The sequence below is a fragment of the Vibrio sp. QJM3NY_35 genome (assembly GCF_057785915.1).
Window position 1 is genome coordinate 1069134 of the sequence record NZ_CM173508.1, and the last position, 22333, is coordinate 1091466.

Below are 22333 nucleotides of genomic sequence, written 5' to 3' on the forward strand. Positions count from 1 at the left end.
ATGAAGCAGCATAAAGGTGGATAGCTCTTTACGCTGCTTTTTTGATTAATACCCTGTCAACTCCATGTAACCCGTACCTGAGTGTGTTCCTTCAATCACAATAGGCCCTTCCCAATAGGGAACCGATAGAGGCATTTTGGCTTTGGGGTTCAGCGCCGAGACTGTCAGTTCTATTTGCTGGCTTGGAATTGAAACCTGCCACTCTGTTGGATAGCCGCGCCCGTCGATTTCTGTTTGCTTGATGGCGGTTAGGCTGATGTCTTGCTGTGAAATCGCAATGCCAGAACCATCTTGTTGCATTAACCTTGCGTGAGCATAACTGGCTTCGCCTGTTGTTGAATTTCGTAGTTGGAACACGACTAAGCTGGTTTCATCATTGAGCCTTAATGCAAACCAATCCCAGCCTTGCTGTGAGTCGAGTAAGAATTGCGAACTCCACTCTCTGTCTATCCAGCCTTTGCCAGAAACCTGATGAGTGACTCCATCAATGGTTACCTGGCCCGATACATCAATGAATGGTTGGCTGTAGTAATAGGAAGCCACTTTGCCATCGCTACTTTTAGTGCTGTAGCCTTGTTCGCCTTGCTTTTGATAAGGCGCGTTGCTGGTTAACTTAAGCGAGTAGCCAAATTGACCCGAGTTAGCGACCAATGTAGCTGGGAACAGGTCATCGGTCGTCGACGTCCATTGCCAGTCATCAAGATAGACACGAAATGGTGAAGCGCTTACTCCTGCCAGTTCTACTTGGTTACGTGACCACTTTTCATCGGCGTAGTGTTTGTCTTTGTTCGTGACTGCACTGTGCGCCATGTAGATCTGCTGGCTTTGCCACGTAGTTTCCTTAGTGCCATTACCACTTTTCTGTGGTGCAGCCGCGAAGCGGAATTGTGTCCATTGTACGCCCAGAGCATTACCATTCTCATCAATCAAGTTTGCGGTTAAATACCACCATTCATGACGAAAATCAGGGTGTGCTTGATGGTCGGCAGGGAAGGTGATCTCCACGCCTTTTACTACTGGTGTGAATTGCTCAGTCTCTTTTTGTGTTTCATTCTCGGTTTGTGTTTCTGCGCCAAGTATCGAACCCATATTTTGAGCTGATGGTTGCGTGGACTCCTCGCATCCTAAAAGGAGCAAGATGCCAAGTGTGAGAGCGAAAACTCTCATTGATCGATTCATCACAACACCTCACTTTGCAAACTGGATACCACGGGTTTACTGACCAAACGCCACAGTGGAATCAAGGTCGCAAACACAGCCACTAAAATGGTGATGGCTGCGATGCTGAGTGCATCACTCCAATTCCATACATAATTTAAACTCCAACCAAAGGCGCGCAGGGTAACGATGTCCGTCAACACATAACCGACCATAGCGCCGAGTGGTAAGGCGATAACCAGAGTAAAAGTAACCAACACGACAATTTGCCCGATCACCATCGCCATCAGCTTCTTGCGGCTCACACCTAGTGCATACAACCTTGCAATAGCGGCTTTACGCGCATCAAGCAACATAAAGCACGCACAGAACAAGCCAATCACTGCGACCATTAAGGTGACTCCATTAAGCGCTCGGGTGATGGCAAAAGTTTGTGAGAAGATATCTAAAGCGATCGATTTGATCTGTGCCTGATCGTAAAGCTGGCTTGGGTGTAAATTGAGTTGTTGGCGAAGTTGCTTGTATACCACTTGTGGGTCGCCAGAAACTTTGATTCCCAAGCTGGTGGGTAAGTCAGTAAATCCGCTTTCGAGCCATAAATTAGGTGCAAGCAACACTTCGCCATTCGGTGAGCCGTAATCATGGAAAATCGCCCCGACGATGAGTGTTTTGTCTTGGATCGCGTCGAGCTTGAGTTGGCTTCCAAGGGACAAGCCGAGCTTCACCGCCGTAGGTTCGCTGATCGCCACGAATTCACCTTGGTAAAAGCGCGTCCAGAAATCATCAAGGTGGGATTGGAATACCATGGTTTGCTCAAGTGTGTCTTTGTCTTTGGTGCCGAGCAAAGTAGGTAAGCCCTGCAAGTTATCGTCGACATAATATTGCTTATAAACGGTTTCAACATTTTCAAACTGCTCTAACGCACGTTCCACATTCGCGATTTCACCTTGGGCAGGGCTAACGTAAATATCGGCATGTAAGCGCTGTTCAAGCCATTGCTTTAACGTGGATTCAAAGCTGCCGACTAAGGTATTCATTCCGATATTGGCGGTGACAGCGAGAAGCAACGCCATCATGGCAAGGGAGAGAGGGGAGATAAGTTCACGCAGCTCAGCGAACAGATATTGTATTAACCCCGATTGGGTACGTTTTTCGCTCCAATTCGCTAGCACGCTGAGCGTTTTGGGGAGATACAAGGGAATCGACACCACTAACACACCGAGCCATGCCATGGTGAAGCGATGGTGTTCGCTCAGCCATAACCCTGCTAACGCGACAATGGTTAATACTGACCCGATAACAAACAGCTGATTTTCGTTAGACGCTTCTGGCGCTTGATAGAAACCGCCATGGGAAGAGAGGGGTTGTCGCACCCGCTGTTTAAAGTGTTGCCAACACGCGACAAGCGTTGCGGCCAGCGTGAGTAGCAGTGCCTGCACTAACCATTGCCACTGCCATGTGCCGGGAAGCAGTGTTGCACCATAAAGTTGCTCAAGCGTTATCGCGACGGTTGGGTGTAGCCAATGGCTGAGTTGAATGCCGAGAATGAAACCAAGCGACGCGCCCATTGTGACTAAAAGAACCAGCTCGACTAGCAGAGCTGAAAATACGATGCTTGGCGCAATCCCAGCTTGTTGAATTTGCACCAACAGCCGATTACGTTTCAGCAAACTGTACTTCACGCCATTGTAAGCGATGAACAGGCCAACCAAAAACGCCAACAAACTCATGGCGGTGAGGTTGAGGTGAAAGCTATCGGTAATTGAACCGAGATCCGTGCTTTGGTTGTTGGAAATCCATTGCCCCTGTTTGCCGATAAGGCTTTGCCATTTATCCTGAGTATTGCTGTTCGTGTCGCTCTTAGTGTCAAAAATAGCGATGTAGCTCAGTTGCCCTTGCTTGTTAAGCAGTTGCTGAGCGAACCCAATATCCATCAACATTCGGCTACCGAGCTGCCATTCATCTGGCAATACCACGACTTTGGTGAGCACTTCATCCAAAGTGAGAGTGTCTACTCCTCCCAAGTTCTGGTGTTGCGACTGGCTCATCATCACAATGGGTTCACCCGCTAAGAGTTGCGGCAAAGGTAAGGCATTGTCGAACAGGGAAATGTTTGGCTCTTTGGTTTGAGTATTGCTTTTCTCGTCGACGCGAGCGTGACGATTTCTTGAAGTGAGGGCGGCGATCAACTCACTGCCTTGTACCGACCAACGACGACCTTGTTCGTCTCTCACTCGCCCTTCAATCACGGGCAGCGCTGCGCTTAATCCACTTTGTCTTAATCTGAAGTAGAGCGATTCCGGCAAATAGTTTTGCCCTGCTGGTGGAATGATAAGGTTCTGCGCTTGAGCGCTAAGTTGCTCGGTCGATTCTGCATAACTGCGCTTGGCATTGAGGTTGATGGCTTGCACTGCGACAAACAAGGTGACCGCTAGCACAATGCCGATCAGAATCGCTGCGGCTTGCAAGGGCGATTGGCGATAGTGCGCCGTGAATAGGTTCAGGGTGAGCTTGGTGTGTGGAAGCCAAGTTTGAGCGAACTTAACTTGCTTCATTGGATTGCTCACAAGATTGGTGTTGATTCAGTTTTAGATCTACGTTCTTTAAACAACCATCATCTAACACCAATTTTGTCTGCATAAAGCTGGCGCATTCTGGGCTGTGCGTAACCAACAGCACGGCAGTGTTACCTTGTGTAGTGATTTCACTCAGCAGCTTCATAACCTCTAACCCTGCTTTGTGGTCGAGGTTGCCTGTGGGTTCGTCGGCAAGCAATAGTTTGGGTTTATGGGCTAGCGCACGCGCAATAGCGACTCGTTGTTGCTGACCGCCAGAGAGTGCGGATACGTGTCTTTCGAGTAGTTCACTGATGCCCAATGCATCAACTAAGTAATCGCACCAGTCGCCCCATTTTTGTTGATTTAAATGGAGAGGGAAGGCGATGTTCTGTTTTACGTTGAGTGGGGTTAACAAGTTGAACTGCTGAAAGATAACGCCCAATTTTTGATGACGAAATCGGCTCCATTGTGGATCTTTCCAATCGAATGTGTTCTCGCCATCGAGCCACAATTCTCCACCAGATAGTTCGCCACCGGAAAGAGGTTCAAACCCCGCAATGATGTTCAGCAGAGTACTCTTTCCACTGCCACTCGCCCCTGTCAAAGCCACGCTTGCCCCTGTCGCCAAAGCGAAGTCGACACCTTCCAATACGTGATGGGTATCTTTGCCATCAACAAAGCTTTTGCTGGCATGTGTGAGTGTGACAATTGGGCTTTCCATTTCCTTTCCTTATAACCAAAACTTACCATCAAAAGGTGTCGTTGCTTGTGGCAATTACCGAAGCGACAAGCTCTATAAAACTGTAGACAACAATTTCAAACATTAGAGCGATTTATATCGAATTATTAATAACTTGTACTTCGAAAAGAGGGGAATAGATCAGTGTTGGGGAGAATACAGTTGGTGGTGGGAGCTTAGAGTCACCGAGGAGGCATTGAATTTTTCGTCAAATGGTTCGTGGCCACGTTTAAGTGCAATAAATCATGGCTCAAATTATTAAACGTTTTATTTATGAAAGCGGGGTGGGTTGGTGTTGTTTTGCTAGCTTGTTTTTGCCCCTTTCCTTGCCAGCGATGTTTAACCTCATAAATCACAATGAGGTGGTTTGACCTACTTTTTCTTATCCAATGTTAAGACAGCAGAATAATTGTGCAAGTCTTTGTATCTTCCTTTACCTCTATTGAAAAGATTCCATTCTTTCTTTCAAGAAACTAACAAACACCTTCAGCTGCTTGGGAACAAACTTAGACTGAAGATATTGAGCTACCACAAATTGTTGCTTACTGGCCCCAACGTGCCATTCACCTAAGATTGGAACAATTGCACCAGTATCAATATACTCTTGCACCGAAAAATCAGGAAAAATGGAAATCCCCATCCCTTCTAAAACTGCCTCACGCCTAATTTCACTGTGGTTTACCGCAAAGCTACCATCAACCTGAATGGACTCTGAACAAGAACCTTTAGAAAAGTGCCATATGCGATCGGATAGTTTTTCAGTTAAGCATATGCAATTATGATTCTGTATATCTGTCGGTGACTGAGGCGAGCCATACCTTTCTATATAATCAGGACTAGCGCATAGAACATTGTTCCTGCTCCCTAGTGTCGTCGCCACCAAACCTTCAACTGGAGAGCTGGTGATATGAATTACAACATCAATTTCTTCATGTATAGGATCAATGTATTCTTCAGCAATGATAAGTTGCAATTGAATATTTGGATACTTTTTCATAAACACCAGAATAATTGGTGTCAGAACTTGCTTTGATAATGCTTTGGGAGCAGCTACTTTTAAGCTGCCACTATACTCTGATGAACGCGCCTGCGCTGCTGACACAGCCTCTTTAGCATTGTCTAGCATTTTGGAGCACATACGAAACACTTCGTCGCCGTCCGTGCTCAACTTCATTTGTCGTGTTGAACGATTCAACAATTTAATTTCAAGGGCGTCCTCGAGTCGAGCTATAGATCTGCTGATAGATGAGGGGGAAACTCCAAGTTTAACAGCGGTCTTAGAAAAACTACCTAACTCTACAACATTCACAAAAATTGCCATTTCAGACAATAATGGTAAAAGGCGATTTGTGTCCACAGTGCAAAAATCCTTTGCAATTATTCGTATTGTTCTAGCCAAACTACTCATAGATAATAAACAAGTCAATGAGTTAGAGGTGAGCTAATTAAAAAGCAGCACGCTTGCGACATATTAATTAACCTGAATTTATGAGTCAGAGGGAATAATGAGTAAAATAATTTGTGTTGGAAGAAACTATCGAGAGCATGCTAAAGAGCTTAATAATCCAATACCAGAAAACCCAATCTTATTTATTAAGCCCACATCATGTATATCCAGATTTGAAGATATCGGTAGAACTCTTTCTCGCTATGAAGAAATCAGCTATGAACTTGAGCTAGTAATCCAAATTGATGAGATAAATAGTGATAACGCGATATCAGGTATAGGCTTAGGACTTGATTTAACTAGACGGAAATTGCAAAGCCACCTTAAGTCAAAAGGGCATCCCTGGGAGCGTTCTAAATCATTTAGAGGAGCCTGCCCACTCACAAACTTTGTCGATTGCAAAAGCTCTGTTAGTGACTTTGACCACCTCAATATTCAATTTACTTTAACCATTAATAATGAAGTCAGACAAGCAGGGCACATTAACCAAATGTTATTCCCTGTTTCACAAATAATTGAAGACTCTCACCAAGAATTCGGCGTTGATGCTGGCGACATTTTTATGACAGGTACACCATCAGGTGTCGGTCTCCTACACAAAGGTGATCACCTTATTGTAACGCTGCTCAAAGACGAAAACATAATAATTAAAAAAGAAACAATCATTTAAAACTCAACCCAAGGCTAGGCAAATACTCATGCAACAAGAGATAAGAACAAACGATTTAGTATCAAATGGATACATGATCATAGAAAGTAATCATGTCCCCACCGAAGTGAAAGACACCCAGGTATCAAAATATTGGGACGACTTACCATTGGATACTTACATGGGAGATGGTGGTACATACAGACAGAGGAGGTTTGGCAGCTTTGAGTATTGCTTAAACACCAAAGCTCTCAAAAAAAGCTCTCAAAAAAAGCTCTCTAAATTATTTCTACCAAACAAAAGACATAAACCCGTTAAATGGTGGCAATAACAGAACATTTGAGGATGTTTGTGATGACTTTTCTTCGAGCGACTTTTTAAAAAGCCTTATTAACTACTGTTTAGACTTTATCCCTATAAACAAATTTGAAGGAAAAAAATTAGTAATCAACACACACCTGTTCAGGGTTATTGCTGATGGCAATCAACTAGGTCTACCTATACCTGAAGGGATTCATAGGGATGGGCACCATTTCGTTTCCCAACACCTGATACAACGAAAAAACATTAACGGTGGTATTTCAGGTATTTATACCCCTGAAGAGAAAAGTCCTTTGATACACAAGCTACTAAACAATTCATTCGATACCATCATCGTCGATGACAACCGAGTAAAACATGATGTGTCTCCAATCTCCTGTGATTCACTACTCGAACGAGGTCTTAGAGATATGCTGATAATTGACTATAACTTTGTGTAATAGGGGTGACTATGAAAAATGCTTTACAACAATCGCTAATGGTGTCTCTAGTGATTGCAAAACTTGTCATACCATTTTCAATACTAAGTGAAATTTTACAGTTCTATGGAGTCATCGAGTATACGAGCTTCATATTCGAGCCAATAACGCAGTTGCTAAATCTTAGGCATGAAGTTGCAATCGCCTTTGCCGCCAGCTTCTTTTTGAATATATATGCAGGAATAGCTGTTGCTGCGGGGCTCTCACTCACTCCTTACGAATGGACTATCGTAGGCACATTTATAGCCATATGCCATTCAATACCGATGGAGTCTGCGGTTCTAAAAAAGGTAGGTTTTCCCATAAATGTGCATTGGATATCACGTTTAGTTTTAGGGATAGTAGGAGCTTGGTTTGCTTCATTAATCACACCTGAAACGCTTGCTGGTGGTATTTTCAATCAAGAGCTGAAGACTGTTCAATACGATGGGTTTACTGATCTAATTAAAAATGCGGTCACTAATTCGGCGATTCTGTGCATAAAAATATGTGTGCTTGTTTCAGCTTTGATATGCATATTCGAACTAATAAAAAGGTCGAAAACCTACAACGCATATCTTCAAAAGCACACATATATGTCTAGTCTCATTGTGGGCGGACTACTTGGAGTGACTTACGGAGCGGGTATTCTATTGAAAGACTTTAACTCAGTGAAGAGTGAGCACAAAGTTTACTTACTTACATTCTTGATGCTCGCTCACGGTCTAATTGAGGAAACATTAATATTTTTAATGTTTGGTTCAGATGTGACGGTGATATTCGCAATTCGAATGTTTCTAGCCTTAATGGCGGTATTCAGCGTGTGGGCATACAAAACTTGGCAATACAAAAATAAGCAAACAAAGGAACTGATAAATGACTAAGGTATTCATTACAGACAGGATCACAGATCCTACGATTGAAAAAGAGATTTTAGGTGACCACCTTGCATCATCTATTGAAAAAGATGTGGAAGTATTGTTGGTATGGCATCAGATAGTTGATGAAAGTTTCCTTAATGATTTTCCAAATCTTAAAGTCATCATCCGTTACGGTGTAGGTTTTGATAAAATCGACTTGAGTGCCTGTCGGTCAAGAGGTATTACAGTGTGTAATAATCCTGACTACTGTACTGAAGAAGTCGCGGATACCGCCGTAGCAATGATCTTAAACACTACTCGCATGCTGACCAGATACAACGCTGTTGCACCGCATTATTCTTCAGGATGGCAAGAAAATGTTATCCCTGAAATAAAACGAACATCCTCACAAACTGTCGGTGTCATTGGGATGGGGCGAATAGGTAGTCTCACGTTGAGCAAATGCAAGGCTCTAGGCTATCAAACCCAATTTTATGACCCGTACATTTCAGAAGGCACAGAAAAAGTCTTTGGTACATCTAAATGTTCGTCTCTTGAAGAGCTTTTAGAGACAAGTGATATTGTGAGTCTTCATTGTCCACTAGATGAATCTACACAAGGAATAGTTGACTCACAATTTATAAATAGAATGAAAAGTGGCGCTTCCCTGGTCAATACAGCAAGAGGAGGGTTAGTATCTGATATAGATATTTTTTACTCTGCATTAAAATTTCAAGATCTAAGCTCTGTCGCCTTAGATGTACTTCCACAAGAGCCTCCCAAAAGTGGCAAGTTAATTGACGCATGGAAAAACAATGAAGCATGGTTAGCTGGTAGATTACTAATTAATCCACACGCTGCCTATCACTCTATTGAGTCCCAACTAGAGCAGCGCAAAAACGCAGCGATGAACGCGATGCGCGCTATTAAAGGGTTACCTGTAACAGCTGTGGTATCTGATTGATCTAAGCGACTAAAAGTACCATTTCCCAACGTTCTGATTAGGGCAATGGTACTACTAAAGCCTTCCGTTAGGTTCATTAACTAGAAAACCAATTTCTTGAATTCCAGTCACCATTTACTGATAACAACGTTGAACTAAATATCTACTACTTCCATCACACCCTAAAATCACTATTTAGCACAATAGGCTGAAAAGAGATACGCAAGATCTTCTTTTCAACTGCGCAAGTTGATGTGAACCCAAGCACCCTTATATGCTGGTTTTTCTCACCTGTAAACTGCAGAATGGAAACCGTTACAAGACTCAACATAACCAGAGAAGTAAAACGTCAATTATATTTCCACTCTGACAATCAATGCGAGGGTTTGCAATACTTCAGATAATCCGTTGAATGCTAATAGAAGTGAAAGCTGTGGCTCACTTATGTCCAACTATGAGTTAGCCTTTGCGGATCATTTATCCAGTATCAACCGTGTACTTAGTAAAGGTGTGGTGTTGTAGGACGGCAACGACCTAACCACGCGCTAAGCGTCGTTAAGTCGTTATTGGTTTGAGAGCAGGGGTTAATTGAGCGCTTCAATCAGAGTGATTTCGTGTTTGATTTGCTTACTCTCTTGCTCAGTCGCCTGTGCCAGTTTCTTTTCGCGTGTGGTTATGGCTGCTTGTTTGGCTTCGTCAGATTTGAACATCAGTTCTTTTACGTTGATAGAAGCGATGTTTGTGTAGCGGCCATCGTCACTGGTGGGGATTGATATGGTTTCATCATTAATCAATGACTTTACGATCTCTCGCTGTTCATTGTAGCGGTTCTCTAACCCCGAAAGTGCCCATCGCTGCTGAGTTTTACCTTCATACTTGCCGTTCTTTTCTTCTTTAAGATACTTGATGGTCATGTTACGGATCGTGCCTGCTTCTTCTCCATATTCTGCTTCTGTATCAAAGAGTACAGGGAACGAATCTCCTTCTAGCACGCCGCCTTTCTTGGTTAGATGACCCATTCGATAGCTATTCATACCAATACGGATTTCTGTTTCATCTGTAACTGGAGTGCCATCTGTAAACGCGAGGTTGGTGATGCGTGTACCTGCAGGTTGAGTAAGGTCGATGGTATAAGTCACGCCTGCGAAGAAGTCATTGGTCGAGTATTTTGATGCTCTGCGCTCGGGGTTAAAGCTGTAGGTTACATCGCCGGGTTGTACTGAATTGAAGTAGCCCGCAGACCATTCCATGTAGGTTCTTAACTCTTTGCCTGTCATCTGGTAGACAGTGATTTCGCCACCTGCGTATTGGTAGTTATACGCGATGTCTTTGGCTTTTATTGGGCCAACATCGAGCTCTGCATTGTCGTTGTCTATTTGAAGTGCGATGACATTAGCTTTGGGTGCATAGAAGAAGCTCGCTTCTTGGTATAGCGCACTGATGCCTGTGTCTTGAACGTGGACTTGAGGGATACCGCGGATTTCGTTTTCTGGGACTAAATCAACGCCAGTAAGTTGAGCGACCGGTCTATTCGCCATTTCTCGGAGTTGTTTGTGATAAGGCTGGTATAACTCGTCCATATTCTCATCAGAGTAGATACCTTTAATTTTGTAGGTGAAGCTATCTTTGTTGACGAGAGTAAATTTACTATCGCGCTCTTCAAATTGAAGATCAATACGAGATAGGGCGCGGCCATATTTGTCGGGCTCAGTAATGATAACGCCATTCACAACGGCCTTATCGATACGAGTGTGCATGTGACCAGCGACGATGGCATCGAGCTCTGGGTTTGCGTTGGCAATGTCGGTGACACCGGTGTCAGCAATGTCATTCTCGTTCTCAATCCCCATATGGGCAACCAATACGATGGCATCCACTTTATCATCAATTTCTTTGACGATTTTCTTCACTTCCAAGGTTGGATTAGTGAAAGTGACGCCTTCTAAACGGTTTGTACCTTGCGCAAAGACCTCCGTCATTGGGGTATCCATTCCGATCACGCCAATCTTAATGCCACCGCGCTCTAGAATGGTGTAACCCGGAAGGAATGGGTTGCCATTTTTATTCTTGATGTTGCCGCCCAAAGATTGCCCTTTAAATTGAGTAAGGGCTCTGTTGAGCGTTTTGAGGCCGAAGTCGAATTCATGATTCCCTAAAACCCACACATCGTATTTCATGTGATTAAAGCCAAGCATCATTGGATCAACAGGCTCGTCTTTGAAGGTTTCTACGAAGTTGCCTTGGATGGTGTCGCCAGCGTCGACAAGGATAATGTTCGATTGCTCTTTGCGGATATCACTCACTTTTGTCGCTATTTGACTCAAGCTGCCACGAGTATTGAGCTTATCTGATGCATAGTCCCATGCCATAAAATGACCGTGAATATCTGAAGTACCCAGTATCGTAACGTCGTGTATGTCACCATCAGCGGCAAAAGTAGGGAAGGCTAAAGAGAGTAGGATGGCGCTTGATAGTATGTGTCTTTTCATAAGTATATTCACGTCGTGGTTTTAAGTATGACGCTACCATATAGAATCGAGGTTACCTTATGGGTGATCAGTGTCATATTTATAGTGATATAACTTACTGATGTTTCAAATAAATGTGGCCCATAACCATCTAGCAACCACTTAAGTTACGGTGAAACTCACTACAACTCTTCGCTATTTTTTTAATACTCCGAATTTTGTGATCAAATTTTCTAAGCGTTGGTGTATTAATAAGCACATTTGTAAGCTGTTGAACGTCTTGCCTGTTGAGATAAACAAGGTATATCGTCCAACTTTCACTTACTGTGGCAGTAATATGATCTTGCCCTCTAAGCGTGTGGTTTTCGATTCAATGAGATCAATCGCGGTTTGCACTTCATCGAATGGCAGATAGCGGTCAACGTCGAGCTGAATGCCGTTTGTGATGAAGTGATCTAGCATGGTCGTGAACTTATCACGACGAACATCTTTACCTTCCGCTTCCTCCCAATAACGCAAGAAGAAGGTGCTGAAATCGATGTCTTGGCTTTTCGCGTACTCAAAGAAGCGTGGTTCGTAAAAATCCAGAGACAGCGTCCCATAGTTGATAAAGCGCCCGTTGTTGCCAAGGGTGTGAATAAGGTCGGTTCCGGGTGAACCGCCAATCGCATCAAAGGCAACGGTTGGCATAGGCAAGCCTAACGCCTTAATTTGAGAAACTAAATCATCGTCCGTATCTAACACCCAACTGGAAGTGGCTAGGTATTGTTCCGGCTGTGATGTAACAACAATGATTTTGAAGCCGAGTGATGCTGATAACTGGGAGAAGATCTTACCGATGGCTGAACTGCCCGCGTTGATGATCAACACATCTTCGTGGGTCAGCTTAGCTATTTCTGTCGTTAGCACCCATGCAGTTAGCGCATTAATGTACAACTGACAGGCGTAGCCATTGTCTAAATGTTGAGGAATTTGGAACAGATCATCTGGTGATACATCGACATAGTTCTGCCATGTTCCACTGGTTGCCACAAGCACGCGCTGATTCACTGAAAACTCAGCATTGCTAGACTCTACAACCCTTCCTACCGCTTCAAATCCCGGTACTCTCGGCGGCTGATGGCTATGTTTGTATTGGCCCACACCATAAATCGACAACAGATCGCTAGGGTTGATGTTGGTCGCTTCAATGTGTACGCGAACTTTATCTTTGTCTAGTGCCCCTAAAGCGACATGTTCTAACTTGAGAGATTCTTTTGGCTGACCGAAACGGAACTGGCTAATTCGGGTATTTTGCTTAGTGTCAGTCATAGTTCGGATACCTTTATGGGTTATGAGTACTGCATTGATTTTAAGTGTAGCGTGTTCATAAACAATCTTGGGTCGGTAATATTGCTCAACATAGCTGGTGTTGGTAAACAGTCGTCATCAACGTAGTCGACATAGTCTGCCGCCGAATCAAAGATCAAAATATCCAAAGCCAAACGATCCAAGCCATATCGGCCTCGGTGGATCATATCCGCTGAAAATACCAATAAGTCACCGGCGGCTAACGGTATCTGCTTACCGCCAGATATGTCATCGCTGCTCACTTTGCCGTTTTCTTCTTGGCGAACATTGTACTCTTCTTCGTTGTCCCAGCGCTTATGTGTACCAGGGATAAGTTCCATACCTGGCTCATCAAAAAGGGGCACTCGCAGATGCAATACCTGGGTTTCCATGATGACTTTCATCTGGTCATCAATGTCGTAGTCGTATTGACAGTCACGATGCCAGAAGTCTTTTTGCTGCGGGTTTACAGGGTTGAAGAACAGCTGTGTATTCATGAATGCCGGTTTGTTCGGAATCACGGCATCAACCACGTCCATCACTTGTTTCGAGCTGATGAAGTCGAAAAGCACGCTTCGATCGTCGGCAGGCAAATACTCGCTTCCCGTAATTAAAGACGAGTTAAAGGCCTCTTCTTGATAGAACTCTTCGTTGTCTGCTTTCCATGATTCATGGAATTTCAGCACGACTGCTCTAAGCGATGCGATCTGAGCTTCGTCGAAATAATTTCTGATAACAAAGTAACCATGTTCGTCGTAACGGTCACTTAATTGTTGGCTGTTTTCTACCACTGACTACCTTCGTTCATTCTTTGCTGTGTAATAACTAAGGTCAACAGCCCCTAGAGATTTCTTGGGCGCATAATGCCAGACAGTTGTCATTCAACCAAGTAACGAGTGGAGAAGCCTGTAGATTCGGTGATGTTATGAAGCAATATTGAGGGCGAGTGTTACATGCCAATCCATTTCATGGACTCATGCGATAAAAATCTCCGCATATGTGATCTACCCCCTTTTTTTATAAAATGAAAAGATTCATATGGTGAATGTTTTTGTGGTTTGCATGATTATTGACCATGTTGAAATTTGGTTGCGTATGGAAGATAGAAAATCATGGATGGTTTTTCGCTGGATATGAGAACACTTAATTTTATTATTATTTTGTTCTCTTTCATTTACTGCATTGGCTTGTTGCTGTTCCAATTTACTCAAGAGTCCATTAAAGGGCTTTCAATTTTTTCCATTTCAATATTTGTTATCGGAAGTGGGCCGTTGATGTTGAGCCTAAGAGGGGAACTCCCTGATTGGATCACTGTTATTGGCGCCAACATGGTCATTGCGCTTGGCTTTCATCTCGCTTTATATAGCTTGTGCCTGTTTCGAGAATATTCCCTAAAATGCACCTACCTCAGCAGTCTGATGATGTTGGCTCTTCTGCTAGGTTTTATTCACTTCACGTACTATGAACCTTCCATCAAGGCTCGAATTATTCTCATTAGTTTATATTTGGCCTTTGTTACTCTTTGCACTGCCTTTGTGGTGTTAAAGGGTCAACGTGATGACTTGACCCTAGCAACTCGAATGATGGCCTTATCATTTTTGATATATGGTGGGTTTATGGTTTTCCGAGTACTGGTGACGCTATTTTCAGCTGAGCTTCAGGATTTCATGGCAGCCGCACTCATTCATCAACTTGCCTTTTTAATGAGTATTGTTCTTATCGTGTCGATGAGCTTCACAATGCTCTGGTTGATTAATGCAAGGTTGCTTAGGTCTATTCATGACCTGTCTTACAGCGACCCTTTAACGGCACTTGGAAACCGCAGAGCTTTAGATGAAATGGTTCCAGTCGTCATGAAGCAGGCGGGGACTGCACCTGTCAGTGCCATTATGATGGATATTGATAACTTTAAGTCGATCAATGACCAACACGGACACATTGTGGGTGATCTCGTGATCAAGTCTTTTGCTGCAATGGTTCAAAGTGCGATAAAAACATCGCCAACAGCCAGCGCGTTCCGTTTTGGTGGAGACGAGATAATGATTTTATTGCCCAATGTTAATTTCCTACAAGCACAGGCTATTGCTTGTAAGCTGCGACTGTCTATTTTAGAGATCTCAGCCGTGCAAGGAAATGAGATGTTCCTGACGTCGAGTTTCGGTGTCGCTCAGCTTCACCCACATGAGAATTGGAATGGGTTTATTAGTCGAGCCGACAAAGCGTTGTATCAAGCAAAAAAAAACGGTCGTAATATGACTTCAATTTGTCCTAGCCATATTAACGAGCTCGTCACTGCCTGATGATGACAGGTCTTTGTGTGTTAGCTTGCCCCGCCACTATTTTGATAAAGCCATTATATTGTTGGCTGTGGCGCTGAGTCTGTTTTTTGGCTTTGCGTTAAAGTTTGTGAAGCAGTGGCTTCAGTTTCTTCTGCAGGCGTAAAATGCTTATCTGTTAGCGTCACAGTCATTCCTTCATGCTTCACTGTTGTGGTTGACGCTTCTAGTTGGGCTTGGTTTGTTGTCGCGGGTTCTGCGAATGTCATCATTGAGGTTGTAAAAAAGATCGTTGCTAGTGCGATTTGAGTAAGGGTTTTCATTAGGCTGTATCCTATTGGGTAATGATTAATAGCTGATACGTGCACTATAAAAATTTTGTGGAGGCCGTTCTTATCATTTTACGCCACCGTAATATTTATACGGTGGATGAATATGTCACTTGGGTATGATTTTTTGTTCTCTTTGAGCCAACCTCCAAGTATGCCGACGTTCAAATCACTGCCACATCACCAAGACCGCTGCGATAGAAAGTAAGATGAGTGCAACAATGTCTTTGCGTGCGATGCTTTGCCCTAACCAGAAGTAGGATATCAACACCATGAAGATCACTTCGACTTGCCCAAGCGTCTTTACGTACGGAACGGCTTGAAGTGACATTGCGCTAAACCAACCCAGAGAACCGATAACACTCGCTAGGCTTGTCATGACGACCAGTTTCGACTTCTTGAATATCAGGCGCAGCGTGTCGCGTTCTCTGAAAAAGAGATACGTACAGATAATCACTGTTTGAAGGGAAATGACGAGGAACAGCACCCAAGCAGCGCTATGAGGGAAGGGCAACCCTATGCTCAAACTTGCTTCCCGTACCCAAAGAGACGTTAAAGCAAAGGCGGTGCTACAAGCCATACCTAATAAGAACACTCTCGGGGACAAGCTTCGCCAGCCAGAAGCGCTACTCATGATTAGCACGCCTAAAGTACCAATAAGTACGCCGAGCCAACCTGTTAGTGTCAAAGCAGTACCAAAAAACAATACGGATAGCACAGCAGATACGGGGGCTTCACACTTGGCTAAGCCTGCTCCTATCGCATAGTTCTCGAGCTTAAATAACATCACCATTAAGCCGGTCGCGAGGATCTGCATAATGGCTGCTGCAATAATGTAGAAAACAAACTCACCCGAAAAATCCGGTGCGGAGACTGGCTGCCATTGATAGAGGGCGTAGAGGTAAATAAGGGCGATTGGGCCAGCCCAAATAAATCGCGCTAACGTTACGCCAGCCACGCTCATGGTGCCACTTAATTTGCTTTGAAAGGCATTGCGCCAAGATTGGCTGAAGGCAGCAAGCAGGGTAAAGGCGATCCAACTAAAAGACATGACGCTTCCATGTGTTATGTAATTTGATGGTGATACTAACAAAAAATCACATGATAAGAAGCGTCATGATCCGTATATAGCCAGAGACTCACCTTTATTCTCTATTCGGCAGTAGAGATCTCTTCAACAGTTCGATGCTTTCTTCAGAAGATCGGCTGTTTCTTGTTTTTGAAATAGAACAGCGCACTGATCGAAATGAACAGGAAGGCGAAGTAATAGAAAAACGAAGACAGTGAGGCCAAGAAGGCAAGGTTCTGCTCTATTTCTTGTTCGGTGTAGCCCTGAGACACCAACTTATAGTAGTAAGCGTACAAGACCCCGATCAGCCCGTATCCGAGGTTAAACATCAAACCTTTGAAACTAAGAACGGTGGCTCTGTTGTGCGATTCGGTCTTTTTATTCAGGTGGTAGCTGATGAAAATGTTCATCGTCATGATGATAAAGATTAATACTAGTGCCGGAATGACCCCGTAAATCGACCAACCTAAACTGATCCAGTAATAAGTCGCCATGCTGGCCAATCCCATAACCACTATGAAGGTTTTAGGCTCAATGCTCTCTGCTAATCTTCGGCTTTGTCCTGCCAATATAATCTTAAGCAAACTTATACCCGCACCAATAAAACCAAAGTAGATAATTGGAATATCAATCGCCAGATAGTATTGGCTGTTCATGGTTAGGAACATGCGTGAGGTGTGTTCGAATAGGCTGTAGTAGAGCAAGATGAACAGCACGTAAGGCGTAGCGAATACCCATTTACCTGCATCGATCGTCAATTTAAGACTTGAGATGGTGGTTGCCAATTTGGTTTGGTCGCTTGGCATCAGCTTTTTCTCTTCGCGCATATTAATCGCGGCATAGATAGCGATCATCGCTACAAATAGGGTGGCGAACACAGGAATACGCATCAGATCTTTAGTGCTTTCTGGTTCGGCTAGTCCAAGGAAATGAAAGATGTTCGTCATAAAATTCACGTCGTACATCGCCGCACCAATTAGTGTGACAAAGATACCGACCGTTGAGGCGACACGAAGCTGGATTTGCAGCACTCGAGGCCACAACTCTTCATTGCCTCGTTCCTTTAAAGTGTCGTATGCCAATGCCTCGTCAGCACCGCTGGCCAGTGCCATCGCTAAGCCACTGAGAATCCGGTTAATAAGAAAGACTATGAACACCAAGTCGGGGTTTCCGGTTGGCACTAAGGCGATCATTGCGATCTCAACGAACATCACAATCGAAGACAGCACCACCAGTTTCTTGCGGCCTAAGGTATCGGCGAATGCACCCGACGGTACTTCAGCAAGCACAATGGTGGCCGCCCACACTACGTTGAGCATCGCGAATTGAGAAAGGGTTAGCCCATAATCTAAATAAAGTAGGGTGAATATAGGGTAGTAAAAACGCGCAAAGTAGCTGCTTCTAAACATTAAGAAGTAGCGGACATTGGGAATTTTAAGGATCTCTTTGAGCGTCATGATAATTTCAGTAATTTAGATAACACATTATTATGTATAAACCGTTTTACCTTATAAATCATGGAATTGTTGCCATAATCCAGAATTAAGTGATTTAGATAATCTTCTGGCTCTCTATTCCTAATCGGTTACAGATTCACTCTTCTTCAAATCACCATCCTATCCATTTATTTTGTTGTGCTCGTTTCAACCTGTAAGACTGATTTTGGTTCAAGATCGAACTTCTACAATGTCGCCCTCGTATTTACATCTTATTGTATGATTTAATTAATGGTGGTAGTGATACGCAATGAATCCAATGTAATTGAGGAAGCAAGCATGATCTTAGAGTCATTCAGTCTGGAAGAGAAAGTAGCGATAGTGACGGGCTGTAACACTGGGCTTGGGCAAGGTATTGCATTAGGCCTAGCGGAAGCCGGTTGTAAAGTTGTCGGTGTTAACCGTACAGAGCCTGAAGAGACTATTGAGAAAATGAGTGCAGCAGGTCATACGTTCCTAAACGTCAGTGCTGATCTTCTCGAACAAGCGTGTATTCCACGGATTATAGAGCGCACTTTGGCTGAGTTTGGCCAAGTCGACATCCTCGTGAACAATGCAGGAATTATTCGCCGCCAAGATGCTATTGAGTTCTCAGAGCAAGATTGGGATGACGTAATGAACGTGAACACCAAGACCGTGTTCTTTATGTCTCAGGCCGTTGCAAAGCAGTTTAAGGCTCAAGGTACTGGCGGAAAGATCATTAACATTGCATCGATGCTCTCATTCCAAGGTGGCATTCGAGTTCCTTCTTATACGGCTTCAAAAAGTGCAGTGATGGGAGTGACACGTGCGATGGCGAACGAATGGGCGCGAGACAATATCAACGTGAATGCGATAGCTCCCGGTTATATGGAAACGAACAATACTCAAGCTCTGCGCGAAGATGCTGTGCGTAATCAAGCGATCCTTGAGCGTATTCCTGCTGAACGCTGGGGTAAACCGCAAGATATCGCAGGTCCTTGTGTGTTTTTAGCATCATCAGCATCGGATTACATTAACGGCTACACCATCGCTGTTGACGGTGGTTGGTTAGCACGCTAATTGGTTTTTTATTCTAAATTTTGAGTTTGCAGCAATCTTGCAGGAGAAGATAAATGAAAATCGCTTTAATGATGGAAAACAGTCAGGCAGGTAAAAATGCCATGGTTGCAGCTGAGCTAGAGTCAGTGGCGGGTGGCATTGGTCACGATGTTTTCAACTTAGGTATGACAGACGAGAACGATCACCACTTAACGTATATCCACCTCGGTATCATGGCGAGCATTCTGATCAACTCAAAGGCTGTGGACTTTGTTGTGACTGGTTGCGGTACAGGACAAGGGGCTTTGATGTCACTGAACCTGCATCCGGGTGTGGTCTGTGGTTACTGCCTAGAGCCATCAGATGCTTTTTTGTTTAACCAAATCAACAACGGCAATGCTATCGCTCTTGCTTTTGCTAAAGGCTTTGGCTGGGCTGGTGAGCTGAATATTCGTTACATATTCGAAAAGGCTTTCACTGGTGAGCGTGGCCAAGGTTACCCGTTAGAACGAGCAGAACCACAACAGCGTAATGCAGCCATTTTGAATGAAGTGAAAGCGGCGGTGGTAAAAGACAACTTTATTGATTCGCTAAGAGCAATCGACCAAGATCTCGTGAAAACAGCGGTTGGCAGCGAGCGTTTCCAACAATGCTTCTTCGATCATTGCCAAAACCCAGACATTGCAGATTATGTTCGTTCAGTTTTAGATTAAGTTTATCAAGAGTTATATAGCTGCTAGATGAAGATAGAAAACAAAAAGAGGAGCGTTTAAGCTCCTCTTCTATTTTTTGCTCTGTGAGCCAGGTTTTATGCTTCTCACGTACCCTGGCTCTTGATCGTCATTCTCTTCTTCCTTTCATCAGAATGACGGATCTTTATGAAGTACCAGATTTTTAATCACTTTAGCGGCCACTTCGATGATTTGAGATTCTTGCTCAGACGCTTTAGACGATAAGTTGTAAAACATAATACAATCTTGCTGAATCATATTTGGCGCTTCTTGGAGCTCGATCTGACGTACCTCACCACTTTTCATGTATTGGGCTAGGTTCTCCCGAGGGCACACACACCATCCGTCTTGCTTTAACTTTTCAATGAGAAGGCTTTGTGATGTGACCACTTCAAACTCGCTACTGATCTTGGTATGCCTGAGTTCGTTGGCAATGTCATTCTCAGTGATCAATTGACGAAAGGTGGCCAGTTCAGCAATCGAAATCGTTCGGTTTGGAATACTAGAGTGAACGGACGTGAACAGGCTCAGCTGAAAAGATCCAAGGTTGATATTACCGATCCCCGCGCTCGGGTGTAAGTTGCCCATCTCAGGCATAATGGCAAACAGGGCATCTCCGTCTTCTATCTGCTGTAAACAGTGGTTTCTATCTTTTTGTAGCCAGTTGATAAGCATGTGAGGGTGAAGAGACTTGATCTCAGACTCAATGCTAAGCAACAGCTGACAAGGGATCAAGCTATCGTGATAAACGGTAATGTTGTTGAGTTCACCTTTGTACGCAGATAAGGCTATGTTTTCGAACTCTAACGACTGTCTCGCCAGTAACCGTGCTCTTGGATACAGACGATGAGCAATGTCCGTTGCGACCGCCTTTTTTCCTTCGATAGAAAACAGCTCCATTCCCATCAAATCTTCTAGCGAGTTGATTCTCTCTCGCACCGTAGAGCGAGCTTTATTCAATCTTTTACTGGCAGCACTGTAGCTTTGAAGTTCATAGACACTGGTGAAGCATGCCACCTGTTCATTCGAAATCATCATTTGATCACCTTTGTACTGTTTGGACGTACATTTTGGATTTATATGTTTGAACTTAGCAAAGTACTCTACATCCGTACACATAAGATTGTTAACGGAGATTTCAGATGAGAAAGTCGATTATTTCATTGGTCACTGCAGGCTTATTTTCGACAACCGCGATGGCGGATATCAAGCCTATGTCTACAGTGCCAGCAAAAGCGAATGAGCAAGTCACACTGGAGAACTGGACGCATGCGCCATTTAATAAATGGGCTTTCCAGAACATGGGAATCCATCCAACGGTTATGGTGTCTCGAGATGGTGCAATCAACGATATCCCACAAGCATTGAATGCGGAAGTCGCTCAACACAAATTTATTTATGCCGGAGAAGAGCTGACTTTTCGTGATGCGATGATTAATGATCACACCGATGGCTACATTATTATTCAAGATGGAAAGATACTTCATGAGGAGTACTTTGGTGACTTCACAGCAAGAGATCACCACCTGTGGGCTTCAAGTACCAAATCTTTGGTTGGACAAGCTTTAGGTTTGTTGGTTGAACAAGGCAAGGTCGATGTGGAGAAAAAGGTCAGCACATACATTGAAGAGCTTAAAGGCACACACTTTGGTGAGCAGACTTTACGAACTTTACTGAACATGACCTCTGCGATTGATTACAGCGAAGACTATGTAAACATGGCTCCGGGTGATGTGCATTTCGAATATTTCCGCCGATTAGGGTTTATTCCAGCCTATGACTTGCTGGCATTGGACCCAACAAAGACAGATAAGCCTCGTGACTTGCTGAGTTTCTCTGCGATGTTTGAACAGAATGAAAATTTAAAGGTGAACGATAAGTTTGAATACCACAGCCCGAACGTTGATGTTATTGGCTGGGTTGTCGCGCGCGTTTCCGGTCAAACGCTTGATCAATTTATTGCTGACAACATCTGGAACAAACTCGGCACAGAGCATGATGCCTTCTTCATGACGGACATGAACTACAACCCAGTCGCAACTGGCGGTTTCAATACTACGCTAAGAGACTTTGCGCGTGTTGGGCTAGCGATGGTCAACAATGGCGAATACAACGGCCAACAAGTCTTCTCTGAAAAGTGGGTCAAAGACAGCTTCAACATTGCGCCAGAAGAAAATCGACACATGATGAACAGTGTCTACAAAGATACTGAGGCTCAAGTCTTTGATGCACACTTAGAGGGTTACAAAAATTTCCTTTGGGTACATGACTCAGACAAAAACATTGCGACATATCGTGGGGTGTTTGGTCAGTTCTTGTATATCAACCAAGACAAGAATGTCGTCATCGCAACTTTCTCTTCAGCAGAGAGCGCTTCGAATGCAGCGCGTGAAGAGTCAAAGGTGAGATTAGAAGCTTTTGAGTCGTTAGCTAAGTCGTTATAGCAGTACATGCCTAAGTTAAAAGTCCCCTCAAGTAGGTT

19 protein-coding genes and 1 pseudogene are annotated in these 22333 nt (G+C 43.9%); 9 read left to right on the top strand and 11 right to left on the bottom strand.

Annotation, left to right across the window (positions count from 1 at the left end):
* Positions 1 to 45: 45 nt before the first annotated feature.
* The 4 genes from AC3CH3_RS20170 to AC3CH3_RS20185 all read right to left on the bottom strand — a co-directional run bounded on the left by AC3CH3_RS20170 (position 46) and on the right by AC3CH3_RS20185 (position 5812).
* Positions 46 to 1179, bottom strand: a complete 1134-nt coding sequence (locus AC3CH3_RS20170; protein ID WP_488538231.1) for a lipocalin-like domain-containing protein — start codon at positions 1177 to 1179, stop codon at positions 46 to 48.
* On the bottom strand, positions 1179 to 3713 hold the full coding sequence (locus AC3CH3_RS20175) for an ABC transporter permease (protein WP_488538232.1): 2535 nt from the start codon (positions 3711 to 3713) through the stop codon (positions 1179 to 1181). Before AC3CH3_RS20175 ends, AC3CH3_RS20170 begins: the two co-directional genes overlap by 1 nt.
* The gene (locus AC3CH3_RS20180; protein WP_488538233.1) at positions 3700 to 4437 is read right to left on the bottom strand and encodes an ABC transporter ATP-binding protein; all 738 of its coding nucleotides are present in this window, start codon (positions 4435 to 4437) and stop codon (positions 3700 to 3702) included. The genes AC3CH3_RS20175 and AC3CH3_RS20180 overlap by 14 nt, the downstream gene beginning before the upstream one ends.
* 457 nt (positions 4438 to 4894) lie before the next feature.
* Entirely contained in the window at positions 4895 to 5812 is a 918-nt protein-coding gene (locus AC3CH3_RS20185) for a LysR family transcriptional regulator (RefSeq protein ID WP_122055732.1), read from the bottom strand.
* A 148-nt stretch (positions 5813 to 5960) separates the two neighbouring features.
* On the opposite strand from AC3CH3_RS20185, the gene AC3CH3_RS20190 reads away from it, so the two are divergent.
* The 5 genes and pseudogenes from AC3CH3_RS20190 to AC3CH3_RS20210 all read left to right on the top strand — a co-directional run bounded on the left by AC3CH3_RS20190 (position 5961) and on the right by AC3CH3_RS20210 (position 9154).
* Positions 5961 to 6572, top strand: a complete 612-nt coding sequence (locus AC3CH3_RS20190; protein WP_488538234.1) for a fumarylacetoacetate hydrolase family protein — start codon at positions 5961 to 5963, stop codon at positions 6570 to 6572.
* A 73-nt stretch (positions 6573 to 6645) separates the two neighbouring features.
* A complete protein-coding gene (locus tag AC3CH3_RS20195; protein ID WP_488539079.1) occupies positions 6646 to 6882 on the top strand; it encodes a 2OG-Fe dioxygenase family protein in 237 nt (78 codons plus the stop codon).
* A pseudogene (locus AC3CH3_RS20200) lies at positions 6821 to 7312 on the top strand (2OG-Fe dioxygenase family protein); the annotation flags it as partial. The gene AC3CH3_RS20195 and the pseudogene AC3CH3_RS20200, both read left to right, overlap by 62 nt.
* An 11-nt stretch (positions 7313 to 7323) precedes the next feature.
* Positions 7324 to 8214 carry a hypothetical protein gene (locus AC3CH3_RS20205; RefSeq protein WP_265677689.1) on the top strand — a complete coding sequence of 297 codons (891 nt, stop codon included), beginning with the start codon at positions 7324 to 7326 and terminating at the stop codon, positions 8212 to 8214.
* On the top strand, positions 8207 to 9154 hold the full coding sequence (locus tag AC3CH3_RS20210; RefSeq protein WP_122055728.1) for a C-terminal binding protein: 948 nt from the start codon (positions 8207 to 8209) through the stop codon (positions 9152 to 9154). Before AC3CH3_RS20205 ends, AC3CH3_RS20210 begins: the two co-directional genes overlap by 8 nt.
* Before the next feature lie 563 nt (positions 9155 to 9717).
* Here the strand turns inward: AC3CH3_RS20210 and AC3CH3_RS20215 are convergent.
* From AC3CH3_RS20215 to AC3CH3_RS20225, 3 genes are all read right to left on the bottom strand, one after another.
* Positions 9718 to 11622, bottom strand: a complete 1905-nt coding sequence (locus tag AC3CH3_RS20215) for a bifunctional metallophosphatase/5'-nucleotidase (protein ID WP_488538235.1) — start codon at positions 11620 to 11622, stop codon at positions 9718 to 9720.
* Positions 11623 to 11922: 300 nt separating this feature from the next.
* Entirely contained in the window at positions 11923 to 12912 is a 990-nt protein-coding gene (locus AC3CH3_RS20220; RefSeq protein WP_019825110.1) for a zinc-dependent alcohol dehydrogenase family protein, read from the bottom strand.
* A 20-nt stretch (positions 12913 to 12932) separates the two neighbouring features.
* A complete protein-coding gene (locus AC3CH3_RS20225; RefSeq protein WP_019825112.1) occupies positions 12933 to 13721 on the bottom strand; it encodes a phytanoyl-CoA dioxygenase family protein in 789 nt (262 codons plus the stop codon).
* A 321-nt stretch (positions 13722 to 14042) separates the two neighbouring features.
* On the opposite strand from AC3CH3_RS20225, the gene AC3CH3_RS20230 reads away from it, so the two are divergent.
* On the top strand, positions 14043 to 15230 hold the full coding sequence (locus tag AC3CH3_RS20230; RefSeq protein ID WP_488538236.1) for a GGDEF domain-containing protein: 1188 nt from the start codon (positions 14043 to 14045) through the stop codon (positions 15228 to 15230).
* A gap of 53 nt (positions 15231 to 15283) precedes the next feature.
* On the opposite strand, the gene AC3CH3_RS20235 is transcribed toward AC3CH3_RS20230, so the two are convergent.
* The 3 genes from AC3CH3_RS20235 to AC3CH3_RS20245 form a co-directional block, all read right to left on the bottom strand.
* Positions 15284 to 15529, bottom strand: coding sequence for a hypothetical protein (locus tag AC3CH3_RS20235; protein WP_019825116.1), 246 nt, complete (start codon positions 15527 to 15529; stop codon positions 15284 to 15286).
* A 175-nt stretch (positions 15530 to 15704) separates the two neighbouring features.
* Positions 15705 to 16586 carry a multidrug transporter gene (locus AC3CH3_RS20240; RefSeq protein WP_488538237.1) on the bottom strand — a complete coding sequence of 294 codons (882 nt, stop codon included), beginning with the start codon at positions 16584 to 16586 and terminating at the stop codon, positions 15705 to 15707.
* 143 nt (positions 16587 to 16729) lie between these two features.
* Entirely contained in the window at positions 16730 to 18061 is a 1332-nt protein-coding gene (locus AC3CH3_RS20245) for an MFS transporter (RefSeq protein WP_488518946.1), read from the bottom strand.
* 318 nt (positions 18062 to 18379) lie between these two features.
* On the opposite strand from AC3CH3_RS20245, the gene kduD reads away from it, so the two are divergent.
* Positions 18380 to 19141, top strand: coding sequence for a 2-dehydro-3-deoxy-D-gluconate 5-dehydrogenase KduD (gene kduD, locus AC3CH3_RS20250; RefSeq protein WP_019825122.1), 762 nt, complete (start codon positions 18380 to 18382; stop codon positions 19139 to 19141).
* A gap of 53 nt (positions 19142 to 19194) precedes the next feature.
* The gene (locus AC3CH3_RS20255) at positions 19195 to 19833 is read left to right on the top strand and encodes an RpiB/LacA/LacB family sugar-phosphate isomerase (RefSeq protein ID WP_019825123.1); all 639 of its coding nucleotides are present in this window, start codon (positions 19195 to 19197) and stop codon (positions 19831 to 19833) included.
* Between the two features lie 147 nt (positions 19834 to 19980).
* On the opposite strand, the gene AC3CH3_RS20260 is transcribed toward AC3CH3_RS20255, so the two are convergent.
* Positions 19981 to 20889, bottom strand: coding sequence for a LysR family transcriptional regulator (locus AC3CH3_RS20260; protein WP_488538238.1), 909 nt, complete (start codon positions 20887 to 20889; stop codon positions 19981 to 19983).
* A 104-nt stretch (positions 20890 to 20993) separates the two neighbouring features.
* Here AC3CH3_RS20260 and AC3CH3_RS20265 point away from each other — a divergent pair, with 104 nt between their 5' ends.
* A complete protein-coding gene (locus tag AC3CH3_RS20265; RefSeq protein ID WP_488538239.1) occupies positions 20994 to 22295 on the top strand; it encodes a serine hydrolase domain-containing protein in 1302 nt (433 codons plus the stop codon).
* Positions 22296 to 22333 lie beyond the last annotated feature (38 nt).